Source organism: Streptomyces sp. NPDC001678, assembly GCF_042892945.1.
Classification (GTDB): Bacteria; Actinomycetota; Actinomycetes; order Streptomycetales; family Streptomycetaceae; genus Streptomyces.
The window spans coordinates 117,703-133,445 of record NZ_JBIAUP010000010.1 but is presented as its reverse complement, the minus strand read 5'-3'; the positions used below and the strand labels follow the sequence as shown (position 1 = coordinate 133,445).

Genomic DNA, 15,743 nt, shown 5'->3' with positions numbered 1-15,743 from the left:
TCTCTTGGCTGAGTACATCTACACCATGCGCAAGACGCGCAAGGCGCACGGCGACAAGGTCATCCTCGATGACGTGACGCTGAGCTTCCTGCCCGGTGCGAAGATCGGTGTGGTCGGCCCCAACGGTGCCGGTAAGTCCACCGTCCTCAAGATCATGGCGGGCCTGGAGCAGCCGTCCAACGGCGACGCGTTCCTGTCGCCCGGCTACAGCGTCGGCATCCTGATGCAGGAGCCGGAGCTCGACGAGAACAAGACCGTGCTGGAGAACGTCCAGGACGGCGTCGCCGCGACCAAGGGCAAGCTCGACCGGTTCAACGAGATCGCCGAGCTGATGGCGACCGACTACTCCGACGCGCTGCTCGACGAGATGGGCAAGCTCCAGGAGGAGCTGGACCACGCCAACGCCTGGGACCTCGACGCCCAGCTGGAGCAGGCCATGGACGCGCTGGGCTGCCCGCCCGCCGACTGGCCGGTCACCAACCTCTCCGGCGGCGAGAAGCGCCGTGTCGCGCTCTGCAAGCTGCTGCTTGAGGCCCCCGACCTGCTGCTCCTCGACGAGCCCACCAACCACCTCGACGCCGAGTCGGTGAACTGGCTGGAGCAGCACCTGGCCAAGTACGCCGGCACCGTCGTGGCGATCACCCACGACCGCTACTTCCTCGACAACGTCGCCGAGTGGATCCTCGAGCTCGACCGCGGCCGCGCCCACCCCTACGAGGGCAACTACTCCACCTACCTGGAGAACAAGGCCGCCCGTCTGAAGGTCGAGGGCCAGAAGGACGCCAAGCGCCAGAAGCGCCTCAAGGAAGAGCTGGAGTGGGTCCGCTCCAACGCCAAGGGCCGCCAGGCCAAGTCCAAGGCGCGCCTCGCCCGTTACGAGGAGATGGCCGCCGAGGCCGACAAGATGCGGAAGCTGGACTTCGAGGAGATCCAGATCCCGCCGGGCCCGCGTCTGGGCAGCGTCGTCGTCGAGGTCGAGAACCTCTCCAAGGCCTTCGGCGACAAGGTCCTCATCGACGACCTGTCCTTCACCCTGCCGCGCAACGGCATCGTCGGTGTCATCGGCCCGAACGGCGCCGGCAAGACCACCCTGTTCAAGATGATCCAGGGCCTGGAGAAGCCGGACTCCGGCACCATCAAGGTCGGCGAGACCGTCAAGATCTCCTACGTCGACCAGAGCCGCGCCAACATCGACCCCAAGAAGACGCTGTGGGCCGTCGTCTCCGACGAGCTGGACTACATCAACGTCGGCCAGGTCGAGATGCCCTCCCGCGCCTATGTCTCCGCGTTCGGCTTCAAGGGCCCGGACCAGCAGAAGCCGGCCGGGGTGCTCTCCGGTGGTGAGCGCAACCGCCTCAACCTGGCGCTGACCCTCAAGCAGGGCGGCAACCTGCTGCTCCTCGACGAGCCCACCAACGACCTCGACGTCGAGACCCTCTCCTCGCTCGAGAACGCCCTGCTGGACTTCCCCGGCGCGGCCGTGGTCGTCTCCCACGACCGCTGGTTCCTGGACCGAGTGGCCACGCACATCCTGGCGTACGAGGGCAACTCCAAGTGGTTCTGGTTCGAGGGCAACTTCGAGTCGTACGAGAAGAACAAGATCGAGCGCCTCGGTGCGGACGCGGCCCGTCCGCACCGCGCCACCTACAAGAAGCTCACCCGGGGCTGACCGTGGCGCGCCACATCTACTCGTGCCCCCTCCGCTGGTCCGACATGGACGCCTACGGCCATGTCAACAACGCGGTCTTCCTGCGCTACCTCGAGGAGGCGCGGATCGACCTCATCCACCAGCTGAAGGCGGGCGCGGGCAAGGAGTCCTTCGTCGACGGGTCCGTCGTGGCCCGTCATGAGATCGACTACCTCCGCCCGCTGGTCCACCGGCCGGAGCCGGTCACCGTCGAGACCTGGGTGACCAAGGTCGGCGCGGCGTCCATGACCGTCTCCTACGAGGTCAAGGACGCCGAGCAGGTCTATGTCCGGGCGTCCACGGTGATCGTCCCGTTCGACTTCGCGAGCGGCCGCCCCCGGCGGATCACCGCCGAGGAGAAGGAACTGCTCAAGTCGTTCGCCGACGAACCCGCCGGGAACTCCGGGGAAGCCGTCGCGGCATGACGCAGCGGCTGTGCTTCGCCGACGCCGGGGAGGCGGCCGACCTGGCCGCCTTCCTGGCCCGGCTGATCCACTACGACCGGGCCGCCGCCGTCCGCCTCCAGGCGGGCGGCGGTGTCCTCGGCATCTTCGGCCGCCCGCCGTCCTTCGAGGTCCTGGCCATCCGCACGGCCCGGCTCGCCGAGCCCGTCGAGCTGGACGTCACCGTTTCGGCGGGACAGCTCGCGGACGCCCTCGACGCCGGTGCCCCGGCGTCCTCCGGGGCGCTGGAGATCACCGTCCCCGAGGCCGTCACCGGACCGCCCTGGGCCGGTGTCCTGCCGCCCCGCGGCGGCTGGCGAAGGGTCGAGGGGTTCCCGGGGGCGGAGGCCGTACGCGGTGCGGTGGCCGCGGCGGTCGCCGAGTTCCGCGCGCGCGACGAGGCGCTGCCCGAGCACCGGCGCACGCGGGCCGAGCGCGACCGTATCGGGCGGGAGATCTGGTCCCGGACGCTCGGGGACACGGGGTTGCCCTTGCGGGCTGTCCATGCCGCGCAGTCCTTGGGCTTTCTGCGGCCCGTGCGGGCCATGGCCGGTGCCGGTCCGGCCGGGGCCGCGGCTTCGGCGCCCGATGCGCCGGTGCTTTTCGCTGCGCGCGGGTGGCTGCGGCTGCGGACGCCTTACGGCTCCGTCGCCGTCAGCGTGGGCACCGGAAGCGGGTTGCGGGACCTTACGGTCACGCCCGCGTAGGGCTGTGTTCCGGGTGCGGGCCGTGGGTGGGTTTGTGCCCACCCTCCCCCAGCTACCGCTGGGAGGTGCCCCCAGCCCTGCGGAACGCCTGCCCACAAACTGTGTCAGCCGTGGGCGTTGACCATGGACGCCGCCGCATAGGTCAGGTAGTTCCAGAGCTGGTGCTCCAGCTCCGGGGCGAGGCCGAGCTCGTCCACCGCGTCCCGCATGTGGCGCAGCCAGGCGTCGTGGGCGGCGCGGTCGACGACGAAGGGCGCGTGCCGCATCCGCAGCCGCGGGTGGCCCCGGTTCTCGCTGTACGTCCGGGGGCCGCCCCAGTACTGCATCAGGAAGAGGACCAGCCGCTCCTCGGCCGGGCCGAGGTCCTCCTCCGGGTACATCGGCCGCAGCAGCGGGTCACCGGCCACCCCCTCGTAGAAGCGGTGGACCAGGCGCCGGAAGGTCTCCTCCCCGCCGACCTGCTCATAGAAGGTCTGCTCGGAAAGCGTGCCGCGCGGAATCTCATTCACGCCTCCATGCTCTCAGACCCCCCGGCCGAGGACCGGAGTCCTACGTCCCTTCCGGCTCCTCAGCCCCGCCGGACCGTGATCGTCGTCCACGCGCCCACGTGCACCCGGTCCCCGTCCCGCAGCGGCACGGGCACATAGGGCTGGATCGGGTCCTCGGAGCCGTTGATCGTCGTGCCGTTGGTGGAGTCCTGGTCGACGACCGCCCAGCCGCCGTCCGGCTGCTGCACCAGCATCGCGTGCTGGTGCGAGACGCCCGGGTCCTCCGGGGGACGCGACAGGTCGATGTCCGGGGACTCCCCGGTGCTGTGCCGGCGCCGGCCGATGGTGACCTGCTGGCCGCCGAGGGGGAAGCGCAGCTCGGGGGAGTAGGCGGGCAGGTTCAGCCCCGCCGCCTCCGGGCCGCTGCGGTTCATCATCGACAGGAAGTACTCCCGGTCGGGCGCGACGACCGCGACCCAGCCCGCCGTCGGCGCGGGCACGCCCGGCTGAGGGGGCACGTGCTGCGGGCCGCTCTCATAGGGCTCGTACGCGTACGGGTTGTGCCCGGCCGACGGCGCCCGGTCGCCCTGGGCGGCGGAGGCCGCGTCCGGCGGGGTCAGCACCCAGTCGTCGTCCTCGCCGAAGGGCGGCGCCAGCGGCTCGGCCGGGCGGTTGATCCGCGACGGCCGGGAACCGGTGTACTCGAAGCTCGGCGGCGACTGGGTGTGCCGGGCGGGAGGCGGCGGCGCCGACTGGAGGGGCTGCGGGGGCGGAGGCGGCGAGGCGTAGGGGTTCGCCGACCGGGTGACGAAGTTGTACCGGCACTCCTCGCAGAAGGGGCCCTGTGCCTCGCGGGGGGTGCGGCACTGCGGACAGAGCTCCGCCTGGACGGTGGCGTCGCCGCCCGGGTAGCCGTAGCCGCCGGTGCCGCCGGGCCCGGGCGGCGCGGTGGGCGGCGGCGGGACGGTGGCCGGGGGACCGGGCGGTGCCGTGGCCGCCGACATCCGGTGGCCGCACACCTCGCACCAGTCCGCTGCCTCCGAAGGATGGCCGTTCGGGCAGGTCGGCATGTCGGTCTCTTCCCCCTCTGGCGGTTGCTTCTCGGCGCTACTTCTTGACGCGGACGGTCTTGGTGGAACGGGTTTCCAGCGTCATCTCGGCCTCCTCCGAGACCTTCGCCTTCAGCCGCACAGTACCGTTCGCCGCGTCCACGACGTCCACCACCTTCGCAAGGAGTTTCGCAGTGTCCGCGTGGCCGGAGCGGCTTGCCAGCTGGACGGCCCGGCCGAGCTTGGCGGTCGCGCCGTCCACGTCCCCCGCCTTGCGCAGGTCCAGGCCCTGCTGGATGGCCTGGGCCAGCTCGGCCTGGCCGGTGTAGTGGGCCACCTGGGGGTTGATGGCCGTCGAGGCCTCCAGGTCGTCCGTCCACACCGCCCGGATCAGGCCCTGGGCCAGAACGTGCGGTGACGAGCCGTCAGGGGTGGGCAGCACCAGCGACGCCCGGGCGGCGAGCATCTCCTGGCCCACATGGGCGCTCGGCACCCGGACGCAGACGTGGTAGTCGCGGGACTCGTCGCCCCACGCGCCCGTCGGGTAGTCGCCGGAGCGCGGCCCGGACTCCTGACGGCGGTCCGTCAGATCCTCCATCGTGGGCGCGACCTGCTTGACGAACACCACCTCGGCGCCCTGCGGTGTCCACAGCCGCAGGGAGACGTCCGCGACCTCCTTGCCCATCACCGCTTCCATCATCCGCGTGAAGTCCTCGGCCAGCCCGGCCGGGTCGGCGACGATGTCGGCGCTGCCCAGCAGGGCGGAGGCGATGCCCGTGACCTCCTTGACCTCCCAGTCCGTCCCCACGCCCCGCGCGTCACAGGTGAACCGGCCCGCGCACGCGTCCAGCGACGCCCGTAGCGCGTCGGGCTCCTCGTGCTCGTTGCGGCCGTCGGTGAGCAGGATGCCGTGACGTATCGCCGCGTCGGACGAGGACAGCAGCCGGTCGGCGAGGCGCAGCCAGGTGCCGATGGCGGTGCCGCCGCCCGGGCTGAGCTTGCGCAGGGCCTCCTTGGCCTGGCCGCGGGTCATGTCGTCGGCTATCGCGAGCCGCCCGCCGGCCGGGTAGACCTCGCGGGCCTGGTGGGTGCCGCCGATGACGGCGAAGGCGACGCCGTCGCGCAGCGCGTCGACGGCGGCGGCCGTGGCCTCGCGGGCGCTGCGCATCTTGGCGGGCGGGTAGTCCATCGAGCCCGAGCAGTCGACCATCAGGACGACGGCGGCGTCCGGGGGGCGGGGGCCGCCGAGCGCGACCGCGCCGGGTGAGGGGGAGGCGGTCGTCAGAGGCGTCTCCCCGGAGCCGGAGCCGGTGCCGGAGCCGCAGCCGGCTCCGGTGGAGGTCACCGTCACGATGGCGTTGACCTCCCGGCCCCCGTCGGGGAGGTTGACGTTCTGGTACACGTCGACGGCGAACCCGGGCACGCCCGGTTTGGCGAAGTGGGCCATCTGATCCGCTCCTTCGTACGTACTCCACGTGGTCGGCACGGGCGTGCGGCGGGGCGGACGAACGGCTCGGCGCCGGAGCCCGGCACCGTGCGTGGATCCCCCCGTGGACACTGCGGCGCGTCAGGCCGATCCTGCCCCTTCGGCCCGGGACGGGAACGGCACCACTGCCACTGTTACGTTGTCGTGGCCCCCTCCGTCCAGAGCGTGGGTCAGCAGACGGCGTGCGCACTCCAACGGCCGGGAGCGGGCGTCGGCGGGCACGACGGACGCCATCTCCTCGGCGGACTCGGCGTAGTTCCACAGGCCGTCGGTACAGACGATCACCACGCCGGGGCGGTCGAGGTGGTACGAGGCGGTGTGCGGCTCGACCTCGTAGGCGTCCGCGCCGAGCCAGCCGGTGATGGCGTGGGCGCGCTCGTCGGCGTAGGCCTCGGCCTCCGACATCAGGCCCGCCGCCACCATCTGGGCGGCCCAGGAGTCGTCCTCGGTGAGCCGCGCGGGCTGCTTGGTGCGGTCGTCGGGCACCCAGTAGGCGCGGCTGTCGCCGACCCAGCCGACGGTCAGCAGGTCGTCGGTGACGACGGCGCTGACGATGGTGCAGGCGGGGGCGTTCTCGTGGCGGTAGTGGCCGTGCTCGCGCGGCTCGCGGCCGGGCGTGGCCAGGGCGGCCACGGCCTCGGCGGCGGCGAGGACCGCCTCGTGCGAGGCCTCCTTGGGGGCGGTGCCCCGGCCCAGGGCCGTCACCAGCGAGTCGTGGGCGGCCTCGACGGCGGCGGCCGACGCCTCGTCGGGGCGGGCCGCGGACGACACGCCGTCGCTGACGACCGCGACGACGGCCGGCGGCCGGCCGGGGAGGTCGGTGGTGGACACGGCGTACGCGTCCTCGTTGCGGTGGTGGCGCAGGCCGCGGTCGGTGACCGCCGCGACGCCTGCCGACTCGTGCTCCATGTGATCCCGTTCGCGCGGCTGTGCATGTCCGCAGTGTTCGCAGTACCCGTCGTTGTCGATCATGCCCGACCGGCAGGCCGCGCAGGGCCCGGCGGGGCCCGCGCCACGCGCCGGCTGCGCGGGTACGCCGGCGGCCGGCGGGGCGGGGCGGTGGTCGTCCGCCTCCCGCGCCGCGGGCGTGTCAGGCCGCCGCCACCCCACCGCCCGTGGGTCGTCGGGCGCGGGCGGCACCGCCGAGAGGTCCACGCCGCAGCCTCCGCAGAAGTTGTCGGCGGGCTCCAGCGGCTCGTGACAGGCGGGGCACGCCGTCAGCTGTGGGGGCAGTTGCGACATCGATCACACCCATGTCCTGGGGCGGTAACGGTTGGCCCGTTCCACCAGTTCGATCCGTTCCTCACCGCGCTGGGCCAGCCGCGCGAGCACCCGGTACGAGCGCTCCAGCCCGAACCGCAGTTCCCGCTCGTCCAGCCCGCTGCCGAGCAGCACGGGCGGTCCCGGGGGCGCGACGGCGGCGCCCGGTGCGCCCTGGCGGCCCGACAGCACCCAGTCCAGCGCGGTGCCGAGCACTTCCGTCGAGAGCCGTTCGCGCCGTACCGCGTCCAGCCCGAGGTCCGTGAGCCCCTCCACCTGGCCGGCGGCGGCCCGCAGGTCGTCCAGCAGCGGCTCCCGGGCCGAGCGCCCGCGCAGCCGGGAGCGCACCGCCGCGACCCGGGCCGCCGTGCAGTGGATGGACGCCGCCGGCACGGACTCCAGGGCCCGCACCGCGCCCTCGCGGTCCCCGGCGGCCAGCCGCACCCGGGCCAGGGCGAACGCCGCGCCGACGAAGCTCGGGTCGGTCGCCCACACCAGGTGGTAGTACTCGGCGGCGTTGTCGAGCTGGCCGAGCACCTCCGCGCACAGCCCGAGGGCCAGCTTGGGCGCCGGCTCCCCGGGGAAGGCGTCGTAGACGGCGTCGAAGGACAGGGCCGCCGTGGTGTGGTCGCCGACGGCGAGGGCGTGGACGCCCCGGTGCCACACGGTGCGCCAGTCGTCGGGGCTCGCGGCCTCCAGCGCCGCGAGCGCCTGGGACGCCGGCCCGTCCTCGCCGAGCTCCAACTGGGCCCGCACCCGCCGCAGCCGCAGCTCCGGCGACTCGGTCGGGGCGGCCTGAAGGGCGGCGTACAGCTCGGCGGGCTGCGAGGCGAGCAGACCCGCGAGGAATCCCGCGTTGGGATCGCCGGGGTCGACGAGCGGGAACGGCAACGCGAGCGCGGCGGCCCGCGCGTCGATCGGCCGCAACGCGGCGGCGACGCCGCCCCCGGCGTTGCCGGGAGCGGCCACGGGTACGCCTCCGCCGGCGGCGGCCGCCGGGGTGGGCACGCCCGCCCCCGGTCCGGTGCCCGCCTGCCCGGCGGTGACGCCGGGCAGGGGCGCCGCCGTGCCGCCCGGGGCGGACACCGCCGGGCCGGCCGTTCCCGGCGGAACGGCCGCGCCCGGGCCTGCCCCGGGCATCGCGCCGAAAGCCGGGGCGGCTGGGGTGCCGCCGATGGGTGGCACGGCGGAGCCGGCCGCGCCCGGCCGGCCCGTGGGGGCCGTGCCGGCGCCTGCCGGGCCGGTGGCCACGGCGGGTCTGACGCCGACGACCGGCACGGCACGTCCGGCGGGCCCGCCGCCCGCCGCCGCGCCGGGCATCCCCGCACCGCCCGTGCCGGCGCCCGTCGGCCCGCCGAACGGTCCGGGGGTGACGCCGAAGGCCGCCCCCACCTGTCCTCCGACGGCTGTCGGTCCGCCGCCCGCGCCCGGCACTCCCGCCGTCCCGGGCGGCGTACCGGCACCCGCGCCGCCCCGACGCCACCGCCGGCCGCCGAGAGGCCAGGCGCGCGACGCCGGGGCACGGCCGCCCAGGGCGGACACATCGCGGTCGCACTCCTCGAAGAGGACCGTGTCCACCACCCGCGGCTCGGGGCCGAAGAGCGTGGACAGCGCGGGGCGCGGGGTGCCCGACTGGAGGGCCACGACCTCCCGGAGGACGCCCGTCAGCTGCTCCGCCATCTCGTCGGCGGAGGCGAACCGCCGGGCCGGGTCCGGGTCGGTGGCCCGCACCAGCAGCCGGTAGAAGGACTCGTAGCGGGTGAAGACCTCGATGTTGTCCGGGGCGGGGAGGCTGTCCACGAAGACGTTCGTGTAGCCCTGGAAGTCGAAGGTGAGCACGGCGAGGGTGCGCGCCACTGTGTACAGGTCGGAGGCGACCGACGCGCCCAGCTCGGCGATCTCCGGGGCCTGGTAGCCGATCGTGCCGTAGATGGGGCTGTCGTGGTCGTCCATCCGCCGCACCGCGCCCATGTCGATCAGCTTCAGGTGGTCCTGCTGCTGGATGGCGTTGTCGACCTTGAAGTCGCAGTACAGCAGATTGCGGCTGTGCAGATGCGCCAGCGCCTCCAGCGCCTCGATGCCGTACGCGCACGCCTGCTCGACCGGCAGCGGGTCGCGGCGCCCGTCGGGGTGGCGGCGCTCGTTGGCGATCTCCTTGAGGGACTTGCCGCCGACGTACTCCATGACGATGTAGCCGTCGAGGCTGCCCGTGCGCTGGTCGAGGTGCTCGACGAAGTTGTAGATGCGGACGATGTTGGAGTGCTCGATCTCCGCGAGGAAGCGCCGCTCGGCGACGGCCGCGGCCAGCGCGTCCTCGTCACCGGTGTCGAGCAGGCCCTTGAGGACCACCCAGCGGTCGGCGACGGCCCGGTCGATGGCCAGGTAGATCCAGCCGAGCCCGCCGTGCGCGAGACAGCCCGCCACCTCGTACTGCCCGCGCACCACATCGCCCGCGCGCAGCTTCGGCACGAAGGAGTACGGGTGGCCGCACTTGGTGCAGTAGCCCTCCGTGCGTCCCGCCCGGTGGGGGCCCGAACGCCCCACGGGCGCACCGCAGTCGCTGCGGCTGCAGAAGCGCTTGCGCTCGGGCACCTCCGGGTTCTCCAGCACCGCCGCCCGGGGGTCGGGGCGCGGTACGCCCGGCATGCTGACCAGGCCCGCGCCCAGCTTGTTGCGGCCGGCGCCGGACGCGACGGACTTCCGGCTGCGCACCGAGACCGACCGCGTCACGACGCCCGCCGTGCCCCCGGACACCGAACGCGACAGCCGCCCCGACACCGACCGGCGGGACCCCGACGAACGCGACGACGAACGCGACGACGAGCCCGAGGACGAACGACCCGAGGACGAACGGGAGGATCCCGAAGAACCCGAGGAGCCGGACGAGCCCGAAGAGCCCGACGAGCCCGACCCCGGACCGCCCGCGTGGGTGATCCCCGTGGCGGGCGAGGCGATCTGCCCGCCCGGCGAGACGACGGGGGCCAGACCGCACGTGTCGCAGTACAGCTCGCCGCCGCCCACGTCCTCGTAGCCGCCCGCGCAGCCCGGGCGCTGGCACTCGTCACCGGTCATGCGTCCCCCCTGTGCCCGTCCCTGTGCCCGTCCTGTGCCCGTCCCTGTGCCCGTCGGTTCCCGAGGCGGCCGGGCCCTGCGGGGCCAGCGCCCCGGCCACGGCCCGCTGATAGCGCAGTACCGCCTGCTCGGCGGCGACGAGATCGCAGGGCGCGCTCCACAGCATGCGGCGCGCCGCGTCGTACCGCTCCACGACCAGACCGTCCTCCGCCAGGCCCAGCCGCGCCGCCTTGGCCTTGTACGCGTCGAGCCGGCCGCGCAGCTCGGCCCGTACGGCCAGGGGGGCCGTGACCGCCGTCAGCGACTCGCGGGCGCGCAGCAACTCCTCTTCGGCGCGCTGCTCCAGGCTCTCCAGGAGTGGGGAGAGCCGGTGCCACGCGGCGCGTCTGCGGTACTCGCCGGCCGTCTCCAGCTGCTCGTAGAGCACGGTCGGCGGGCCGGAGACCACGGGCACCTCATAGGCGGCGATCTTCGACAGGACCTCCATCCGGGCCCGGCGCGCCTCGCCCAGGGTGCGGTCGGCGCGCGAGAGCACGTCGCGCACGCGCATCAGCCGGCGCTCGGCGTCCTGCCGGACGTCGAGGACGGCCTCCACTTCCCGGCGCAGGTCCTCCAGGGCGCGCTCGGCCCGGTCGTAGCGGGCGGTGTCGGGGCGGCCGCCGGGCGCGGAGCCGGGCGGGGCGCCGGTCCAGAAGACGAGCGGATCGGATATCACCTCGGACCGCAGCGCGGCCAGCTCCATGGTGAGGCGCTCCAGGTCGTCGCCCGCGGGGTGCTCGCCCGGCAGGACGCCCACGGAGTGGGCGAGGGAGCGGACGCGCCCCAGCTCGGCGGCGAGCAGGTCGATCCGGGTGGGCAGCGCCGACCAGACGGCGTCGGCGATGACGACCACGTCCAGGGCCTGGGCGTACCAGGAGTTCATCCGCTCGACGAGCTCCATGAGGCTCAGCCGCTCGCTCAGTCTGGCCGCCACGCCCAGGGTCACCATGCCGGCCTGGGGCGGTCCGGCGGGCAGGGTGACGGCGGTGCCGCGCAGCAGGTCGGTCAGCTCGGACAGCTCGCCCGAGGTGGGCCAGCGGCGGCGGCCGCGCAGCTCACGGGCCGCCTCCAGGGCGTCGGTGTAGGCGTCGAAGTACACCCACAGCTGGGTGATGAGCAGCTCGGTGGACTCCCACCGGCTCCTGGTGGTGCCGGTCAGCTCCGCGCCCTCCAGCAGCCGTCGCCCGGCGTGGTCCTGGAGGGCGAGCAGGGAGGACTCGACCGCCTCGTGCTCCGCGCCGAGCCGTGCCAGCGCACGGTCCACCTCCTCGCGGCTCAAGGCCGGCCCGGTGGGCCCCGCGACCACCATCGGTCCCCTCTCCTGTCCCGCGGCCGGTGCCGCGCGCGAACGGTGTGGTGCTTCGGTCCTTCCGTGCCGTCAGTCCCGGTACCGGGGCTCCGGCGGAGCGGTGATCCCCTGGAGGTCGGCCGCCAGCCACTTGCGGTACGCCAGCATCCAGGGGCTCGCCTCACCGCCCCGGCGGTAGTCCTCCAGTACCGCGTTGACCCGGCGTACCAGGTCTTCGTCCTTGAGGTTCATCGCCACGCCGTAGGACTCGGTGGTGAACGGTTTGCCGACCAGTCGCACGGACGGGTCCTGGGCCGCCTGTCCGGCGGCCAGGGCGCTGTCGGTGATCACCGCGTCGACCTGTCCGAGCTGGAGCCGGACCAGGCAGTCGAGCTGATTGGGCACGGTCAGCACGGCCGCGCCGTGCGACTCGTTCTTCAGCTCGCTCTCGCCCGTGGATCCCTTGGCCGTACAGACTTTCTTCCCCTTCAGGCTGTCGTCGAACGCCGTGACCGGTGAGGCCTTGGGGGCCAGCACCTGCTGTCCGGCCTCGAAGTAGGCCGTGGAGAAGGCGACTTGCCGGGCCCGGTCGCAGTTGATCGTCATGGTGCGCGCGATGATGTCCACCTTGCCCTTTTCCAGGGCGGGTATGCGCTGGTTCGTGGGGATCGCCAGGAAGACGACCTTGCCGGGGTCGCCGAGGACGGCCTTGGCGATGGCGTGGACCAGGTCGATGTCGAAGCCGCTGAGCTCGCCGGTGGCGGGGTCGCGGTAGCCCCAGCGGTAGCTGTTCTGGTCGACGCCGGCGATCAGCCGGCCGCGCTCCTTGATGCGCCGGACGGCCGGGCCGTCGGCCGTCGAGGGGCGCAGGCTCGCTTCCGGGGCGACGCACGTCGCGGGCGCGCGTACGGCCGCCGCCGGCGCGGCCGCCGGGGTCCGGGCCGTGGGGCCGGTGGGGCGCGCCGCCGGCAGGACCGCCGCGCCCACGGTCACGGCGAGCGTCCACACGCCGGCCGTCACCGCGGCCCGGGTCCGCGTTCCGCGTCGTCCGTCCATCGCTCGGCCTCCCCGTCTCACCGGTACTCCGACAGCCTGCGGCCGATGCCGAGCACCGCGCCCGTGGCCCCCAGCACGGCCAGGACGGCGGCTCCGGCCGCCAGCCCCGTGAACGCGCCGCGCCCGTCCTCCGCCGCCCGGCGGAAGTCGTCCTCCTCGTGGGTGAGGGCTCCGCGCAGCGCGGATTCCACCTGGTCGAACGATTCGCCAGTGCTGCCCTTGGCGCTGCCCTTCTCCCCGATCACCTTGGCGAGCGCCTGACCGTAGTAACCGCCGACGTCGGCGGCGCGGGCCTCGCCGTGCCGTTGCTGCCACTGTGCGATGTCATGGATCGCCGCCAGCACCGGATCGCGTCCCTTCGCGCCGTCCGCGAGGGCACGGGCCCGGCCCAGCAGGCTGTCCGGGGCGGGCTCGCCGGAGCCGGTGCCGTCGCCGATCAGTTTGCGCATGCCCGCGCGGTAGCTGGCCTCGTAGGCGTCGTCGCCCGCCGGGGTGAGCACGGCGCCCCGCGCCACCAGGGTGAGGCTCTCGTCGCCCCGGGCCTGGAGGGAGGCGATCCGGGCCTCGCTGAGCACCTGGAGGGACCTGGCCCCGTTCTCGTAGGAGTCGGTCAGGTCCGCGCGGGCCAGGGCGTGGCCGACGGTCAGCCACAGCAGGACCACCGCGCCGGCGGCGGTCCCGGCGAGGAGGCCGTGGTTGAACACCCGGTTGGTGCGCAGGAAGGAGCGGCGCTGGGCCCAGCCGAGGGCGCCGAGGGCCACGACGCCGGTGGTGAGGGCCGCCCAGGGCCAGGACTTGGCGTCCGCGTAGTCGGAACGGAGGCGTCCGGTCTCGGCCTCGTAGAGGGCACGGGCGGCCGGCAGCAGATCCTCGCGCATCCGGTCGCTGGCGTAGCGCAGATAGGCGCCGCCCAGGGGCAGGCCCTGCCGGCCCGCCGCGCGGGCCGATTCCACCAGGCCGGTGTAGACGGGGAGTTGCTGATTGAGCCTGGCTATCTGCTCACGGGCGGAGTCGGATCCCCCGGTGTCGGCGGCGGCCTTCACCAGGAGCTCGGAGGCGACGCCGATGTCCTTCTCATAGCGCTGGCGGACGGTACGGGGCTCGTCCCGGCCGGCCAGGAAGCCCGCCGCGGCGGCGGTGTCGGCGTCGGCCAGGGAGCGGTAGATGTCGGCGGCGTCGGTGCTCAGCGGCTGGCTGCGGTCGATGACGGCGTCCGCCGCCGACGACCGGTCGGCGACCTGCCAGGCGGTGACCGCGCCGAAGGCGACCAGCAGCGCGGCCAGGACCGCGCCGATGACGCGGAGTCTGCCGGGCTCCGTCGTGGCGGCGTCGGCGAGCCGCTCCATCCCCTCGCGCCACGCGGTGCGCCGCGTCCCCGTATCCGGCTGCGCTGGTGACACGTGACCTCCCCCTCGGTCGCCGCGGCCCGCTGTCCCCCGGGCGGCGGGGAACGGGTGCCAGGCCAGCAGTATGGCCGCAGGGACTGACAAACACACCGGTTGTGCATCGATCTTGCACGGGTCGTGAGCGTCGCCCGGGTGTCCGTTTCGGCCTTTCACCCCATTTCACGCGGTGGGCGTCTGTTCGGTTCCCGTGGCGGACGGGAGCGCCCGGAAAACGGGGAACGCCGGGGGTGGCGGGGCGGCGGGGCCCGGCCCCCCCCCCCCGCGGGGCCCCGGGGGGGGGGGGGGGCGGGGGGCGCCGGGGGGGGGGGGGGGCGGGGGGGGGGGGGGCGGCCCCCCCCCCCCGGGGGGGGGGGGGGGGGGGCCCGGCCCGGCCCCCCCCCCCACCCCCGGCGTCGCGCGCCGCGGTGGAGAGGCGTCGTCAGCGGACGCGGGTGTCAGCGGTCGTAGGTGTCAGCGGTCGTAGGTGTAGAACTTCGTGTGGTCGAGCATGTCGGCCGGGGTCACGTTGTTCCACGGACGCATGGTGTCCTTGAGGTCCACGACGTTGGTCGTCCCGCCGGTCGGCAGGTAACCCGAGGTGGGGTGCAGGCGCTGCCAGTCGGCCCACAGCTTGTCGATGAAGCAGTGGTGCAGCCAGAAGACCGGGTCGTTGGGGGAGACGCCGGTGGCCATCTGGCCGCCCATCCACACGTGCACGCGGTTGTGGAGGTTGACGCCGCGCCAGCCTTCGAGGTGGTTGCGGAAGCCGTCGGAGGCGCTGTTCCAGGGGGCCATGTCGTAGACGGCCATGGCGAGCACGGAGTCGACCTCGGCGCGGGTGGGCAGCGCGCGGACGCTCGCGCCCATCTCCCGCTGGAGGTAGGGGCGGCTGTCCGCCGAGACGTTGATGTTCCACTGGCCGGTGGAGTACGCGAACGGGCCGGTGGTGACCTGCGCGTCGCGGCTGCGGCCGTTGCCGCCGAGGAAGTCGGCGGCGAAGATCGAGGCCGTGGTGGTGCGGTCGGCGGTCCAGTCCCAGTAGGGGAGCGTCACCGAAGAATCGATTCTCTGGAGCTCCTGCTCGAACTGTATGAGGAAGCGGCGGTGCCAGGGGAGGAAGGACGGCGAACGGTGGCCGACGCGGTCGGTGTCATCGCCGTCGCTCATGATGAACTCGTTGTGCGTCCGCACGAATTCGTCGTACTTGCCGCTCTTCTTCAGCGCCAGCACGGCGTTGACGAAGTTGCGCTTCTCCGTGGCCGTCAGGGTCGCCTGGTTCTTGCGCACTGCCATGGGGGTCTACGTCCTCTCGGGTCGGGGGACCGGCCGTTGTCGGGCCGGGCGGTCGGCAGTCGGCCGGGTCAGGCGGTGGTGATCGGGACGAGCTCGGCGCCCTGGAGCTTCTCGACGGCGGCGCGGGTGAGCGACAGCGGGTCGGCAAAGGTCTGGTAGTGGTTGATGACGCTGATCCAGGTGCCGTCCGCGTTCCGCATGACGTGCAGTTCCTTGCCGTCGATCGTCACGGCGAAGCCGCCGTGGTGGGCCTCGTGGCCTCCGGTGACGGGCGTGCCGACGATGCGCCGGCCCTGGTAGACCTCGTCGAAGGGCTGGGGGCCCATGGAGCCGTGACCGGTGTGGTCCATGCCGGAGTGGTCCATGGGCATGGCGGCGCGGGTCGCCGCCATGGCGGCCGGAGCGGCGAGGGCCGCCCCGGCGACGGCTATCGCGGTGCCGCGCAGGACGACGCGGCGGGTGACGTTCTTCGACATACGTGTATCCCCCC

13 protein-coding genes are annotated in these 15,743 nt (G+C 73.8%); 3 read left to right on the top strand and 10 right to left on the bottom strand.

Annotated elements, in window-relative coordinates:
• Nucleotides 1–4: 4 nt before the first annotated feature.
• From ettA to ACFYZR_RS21560, 3 genes are read left to right on the top strand one after another with little or no spacing between them, the layout of a single operon-like run.
• A complete protein-coding gene (ettA, locus tag ACFYZR_RS21570; RefSeq protein ID WP_391912604.1) occupies nt 5–1,669 on the top strand; it encodes an energy-dependent translational throttle protein EttA in 1,665 nt (554 codons plus the stop codon).
• 2 nt (nt 1,670–1,671) lie between these two features.
• The gene (locus tag ACFYZR_RS21565; RefSeq protein WP_391912602.1) at nt 1,672–2,112 is read left to right on the top strand and encodes an acyl-CoA thioesterase; all 441 of its coding nucleotides are present in this window, start codon (nt 1,672–1,674) and stop codon (nt 2,110–2,112) included.
• Nucleotides 2,109–2,837, top strand: coding sequence for a hypothetical protein (locus ACFYZR_RS21560; RefSeq protein WP_391912600.1), 729 nt, complete (start codon nt 2,109–2,111; stop codon nt 2,835–2,837). The genes ACFYZR_RS21565 and ACFYZR_RS21560 overlap by 4 nt, the downstream gene beginning before the upstream one ends.
• 104 nt (nt 2,838–2,941) lie before the next feature.
• Here the strand turns inward: ACFYZR_RS21560 and ACFYZR_RS21555 are convergent, their stop codons facing one another.
• The 10 genes from ACFYZR_RS21555 to ACFYZR_RS21510 form a co-directional block, all read right to left on the bottom strand.
• The gene (locus tag ACFYZR_RS21555; RefSeq protein ID WP_391912598.1) at nt 2,942–3,346 is read right to left on the bottom strand and encodes a globin; all 405 of its coding nucleotides are present in this window, start codon (nt 3,344–3,346) and stop codon (nt 2,942–2,944) included.
• A 59-nt stretch (nt 3,347–3,405) separates the two neighbouring features.
• A complete protein-coding gene (locus ACFYZR_RS21550; RefSeq protein WP_391912596.1) occupies nt 3,406–4,395 on the bottom strand; it encodes an FHA domain-containing protein in 990 nt (329 codons plus the stop codon).
• A 37-nt stretch (nt 4,396–4,432) separates the two neighbouring features.
• Nucleotides 4,433–5,821, bottom strand: a complete 1,389-nt coding sequence (locus tag ACFYZR_RS21545) for a VWA domain-containing protein (RefSeq protein ID WP_391912594.1) — start codon at nt 5,819–5,821, stop codon at nt 4,433–4,435.
• A gap of 120 nt (nt 5,822–5,941) precedes the next feature.
• Nucleotides 5,942–7,102, bottom strand: coding sequence for a protein phosphatase 2C domain-containing protein (locus tag ACFYZR_RS21540; RefSeq protein ID WP_391912592.1), 1,161 nt, complete (start codon nt 7,100–7,102; stop codon nt 5,942–5,944).
• Between the two features lie 3 nt (nt 7,103–7,105).
• Nucleotides 7,106–10,192: a tetratricopeptide repeat protein gene (locus ACFYZR_RS21535; RefSeq protein WP_391912590.1), complete on the bottom strand. Its 3,087-nt coding sequence runs from the start codon at nt 10,190–10,192 to the stop codon at nt 7,106–7,108.
• Entirely contained in the window at nt 10,182–11,540 is a 1,359-nt protein-coding gene (locus ACFYZR_RS21530; RefSeq protein ID WP_391912588.1) for a hypothetical protein, read from the bottom strand. The genes ACFYZR_RS21535 and ACFYZR_RS21530 overlap by 11 nt, the downstream gene beginning before the upstream one ends.
• Nucleotides 11,541–11,609: 69 nt before the next feature.
• Nucleotides 11,610–12,575: a glutamate ABC transporter substrate-binding protein gene (locus ACFYZR_RS21525; RefSeq protein ID WP_391912586.1), complete on the bottom strand. Its 966-nt coding sequence runs from the start codon at nt 12,573–12,575 to the stop codon at nt 11,610–11,612.
• A gap of 17 nt (nt 12,576–12,592) precedes the next feature.
• Complete coding sequence (locus tag ACFYZR_RS21520) at nt 12,593–13,921, bottom strand: hypothetical protein (protein ID WP_391912908.1); 1,329 nt, start codon at nt 13,919–13,921, stop codon at nt 12,593–12,595.
• A gap of 510 nt (nt 13,922–14,431) precedes the next feature.
• Nucleotides 14,432–15,253, bottom strand: a complete 822-nt coding sequence (locus ACFYZR_RS21515; RefSeq protein WP_391912584.1) for a tyrosinase family protein — start codon at nt 15,251–15,253, stop codon at nt 14,432–14,434.
• A 68-nt stretch (nt 15,254–15,321) separates the two neighbouring features.
• A complete protein-coding gene (locus ACFYZR_RS21510; RefSeq protein WP_391912582.1) occupies nt 15,322–15,729 on the bottom strand; it encodes a tyrosinase cofactor in 408 nt (135 codons plus the stop codon).
• Nucleotides 15,730–15,743 lie beyond the last annotated feature (14 nt).

Bases quoted from the DNA above. Each gene is read 5' to 3' on its own strand.
- ACFYZR_RS21560 (WP_391912600.1), top strand. From the start codon at position 2,109: ATGACGCAGCGGCTGTGCTTCGCCGACGCCGGGGAGGCGGCCGACCTG.
- ACFYZR_RS21550 (WP_391912596.1), bottom strand. From the start codon at position 4,395: ATGCCGACCTGCCCGAACGGCCATCCTTCGGAGGCAGCGGACTGGTGC.
- ACFYZR_RS21545 (WP_391912594.1), bottom strand. From the start codon at position 5,821: ATGGCCCACTTCGCCAAACCGGGCGTGCCCGGGTTCGCCGTCGACGTG.
- ACFYZR_RS21540 (WP_391912592.1), bottom strand. From the start codon at position 7,102: ATGTCGCAACTGCCCCCACAGCTGACGGCGTGCCCCGCCTGTCACGAG.
- ACFYZR_RS21535 (WP_391912590.1), bottom strand. From the start codon at position 10,192: ATGACCGGTGACGAGTGCCAGCGCCCGGGCTGCGCGGGCGGCTACGAG.
- ACFYZR_RS21530 (WP_391912588.1), bottom strand. From the start codon at position 11,540: ATGGTGGTCGCGGGGCCCACCGGGCCGGCCTTGAGCCGCGAGGAGGTG.
- ACFYZR_RS21525 (WP_391912586.1), bottom strand. From the start codon at position 12,575: ATGGACGGACGACGCGGAACGCGGACCCGGGCCGCGGTGACGGCCGGC.
- ACFYZR_RS21520 (WP_391912908.1), bottom strand. From the start codon at position 13,921: ATGGAGCGGCTCGCCGACGCCGCCACGACGGAGCCCGGCAGACTCCGC.
- ACFYZR_RS21515 (WP_391912584.1), bottom strand. From the start codon at position 15,253: ATGGCAGTGCGCAAGAACCAGGCGACCCTGACGGCCACGGAGAAGCGC.
- ACFYZR_RS21510 (WP_391912582.1), bottom strand. From the start codon at position 15,729: ATGTCGAAGAACGTCACCCGCCGCGTCGTCCTGCGCGGCACCGCGATA.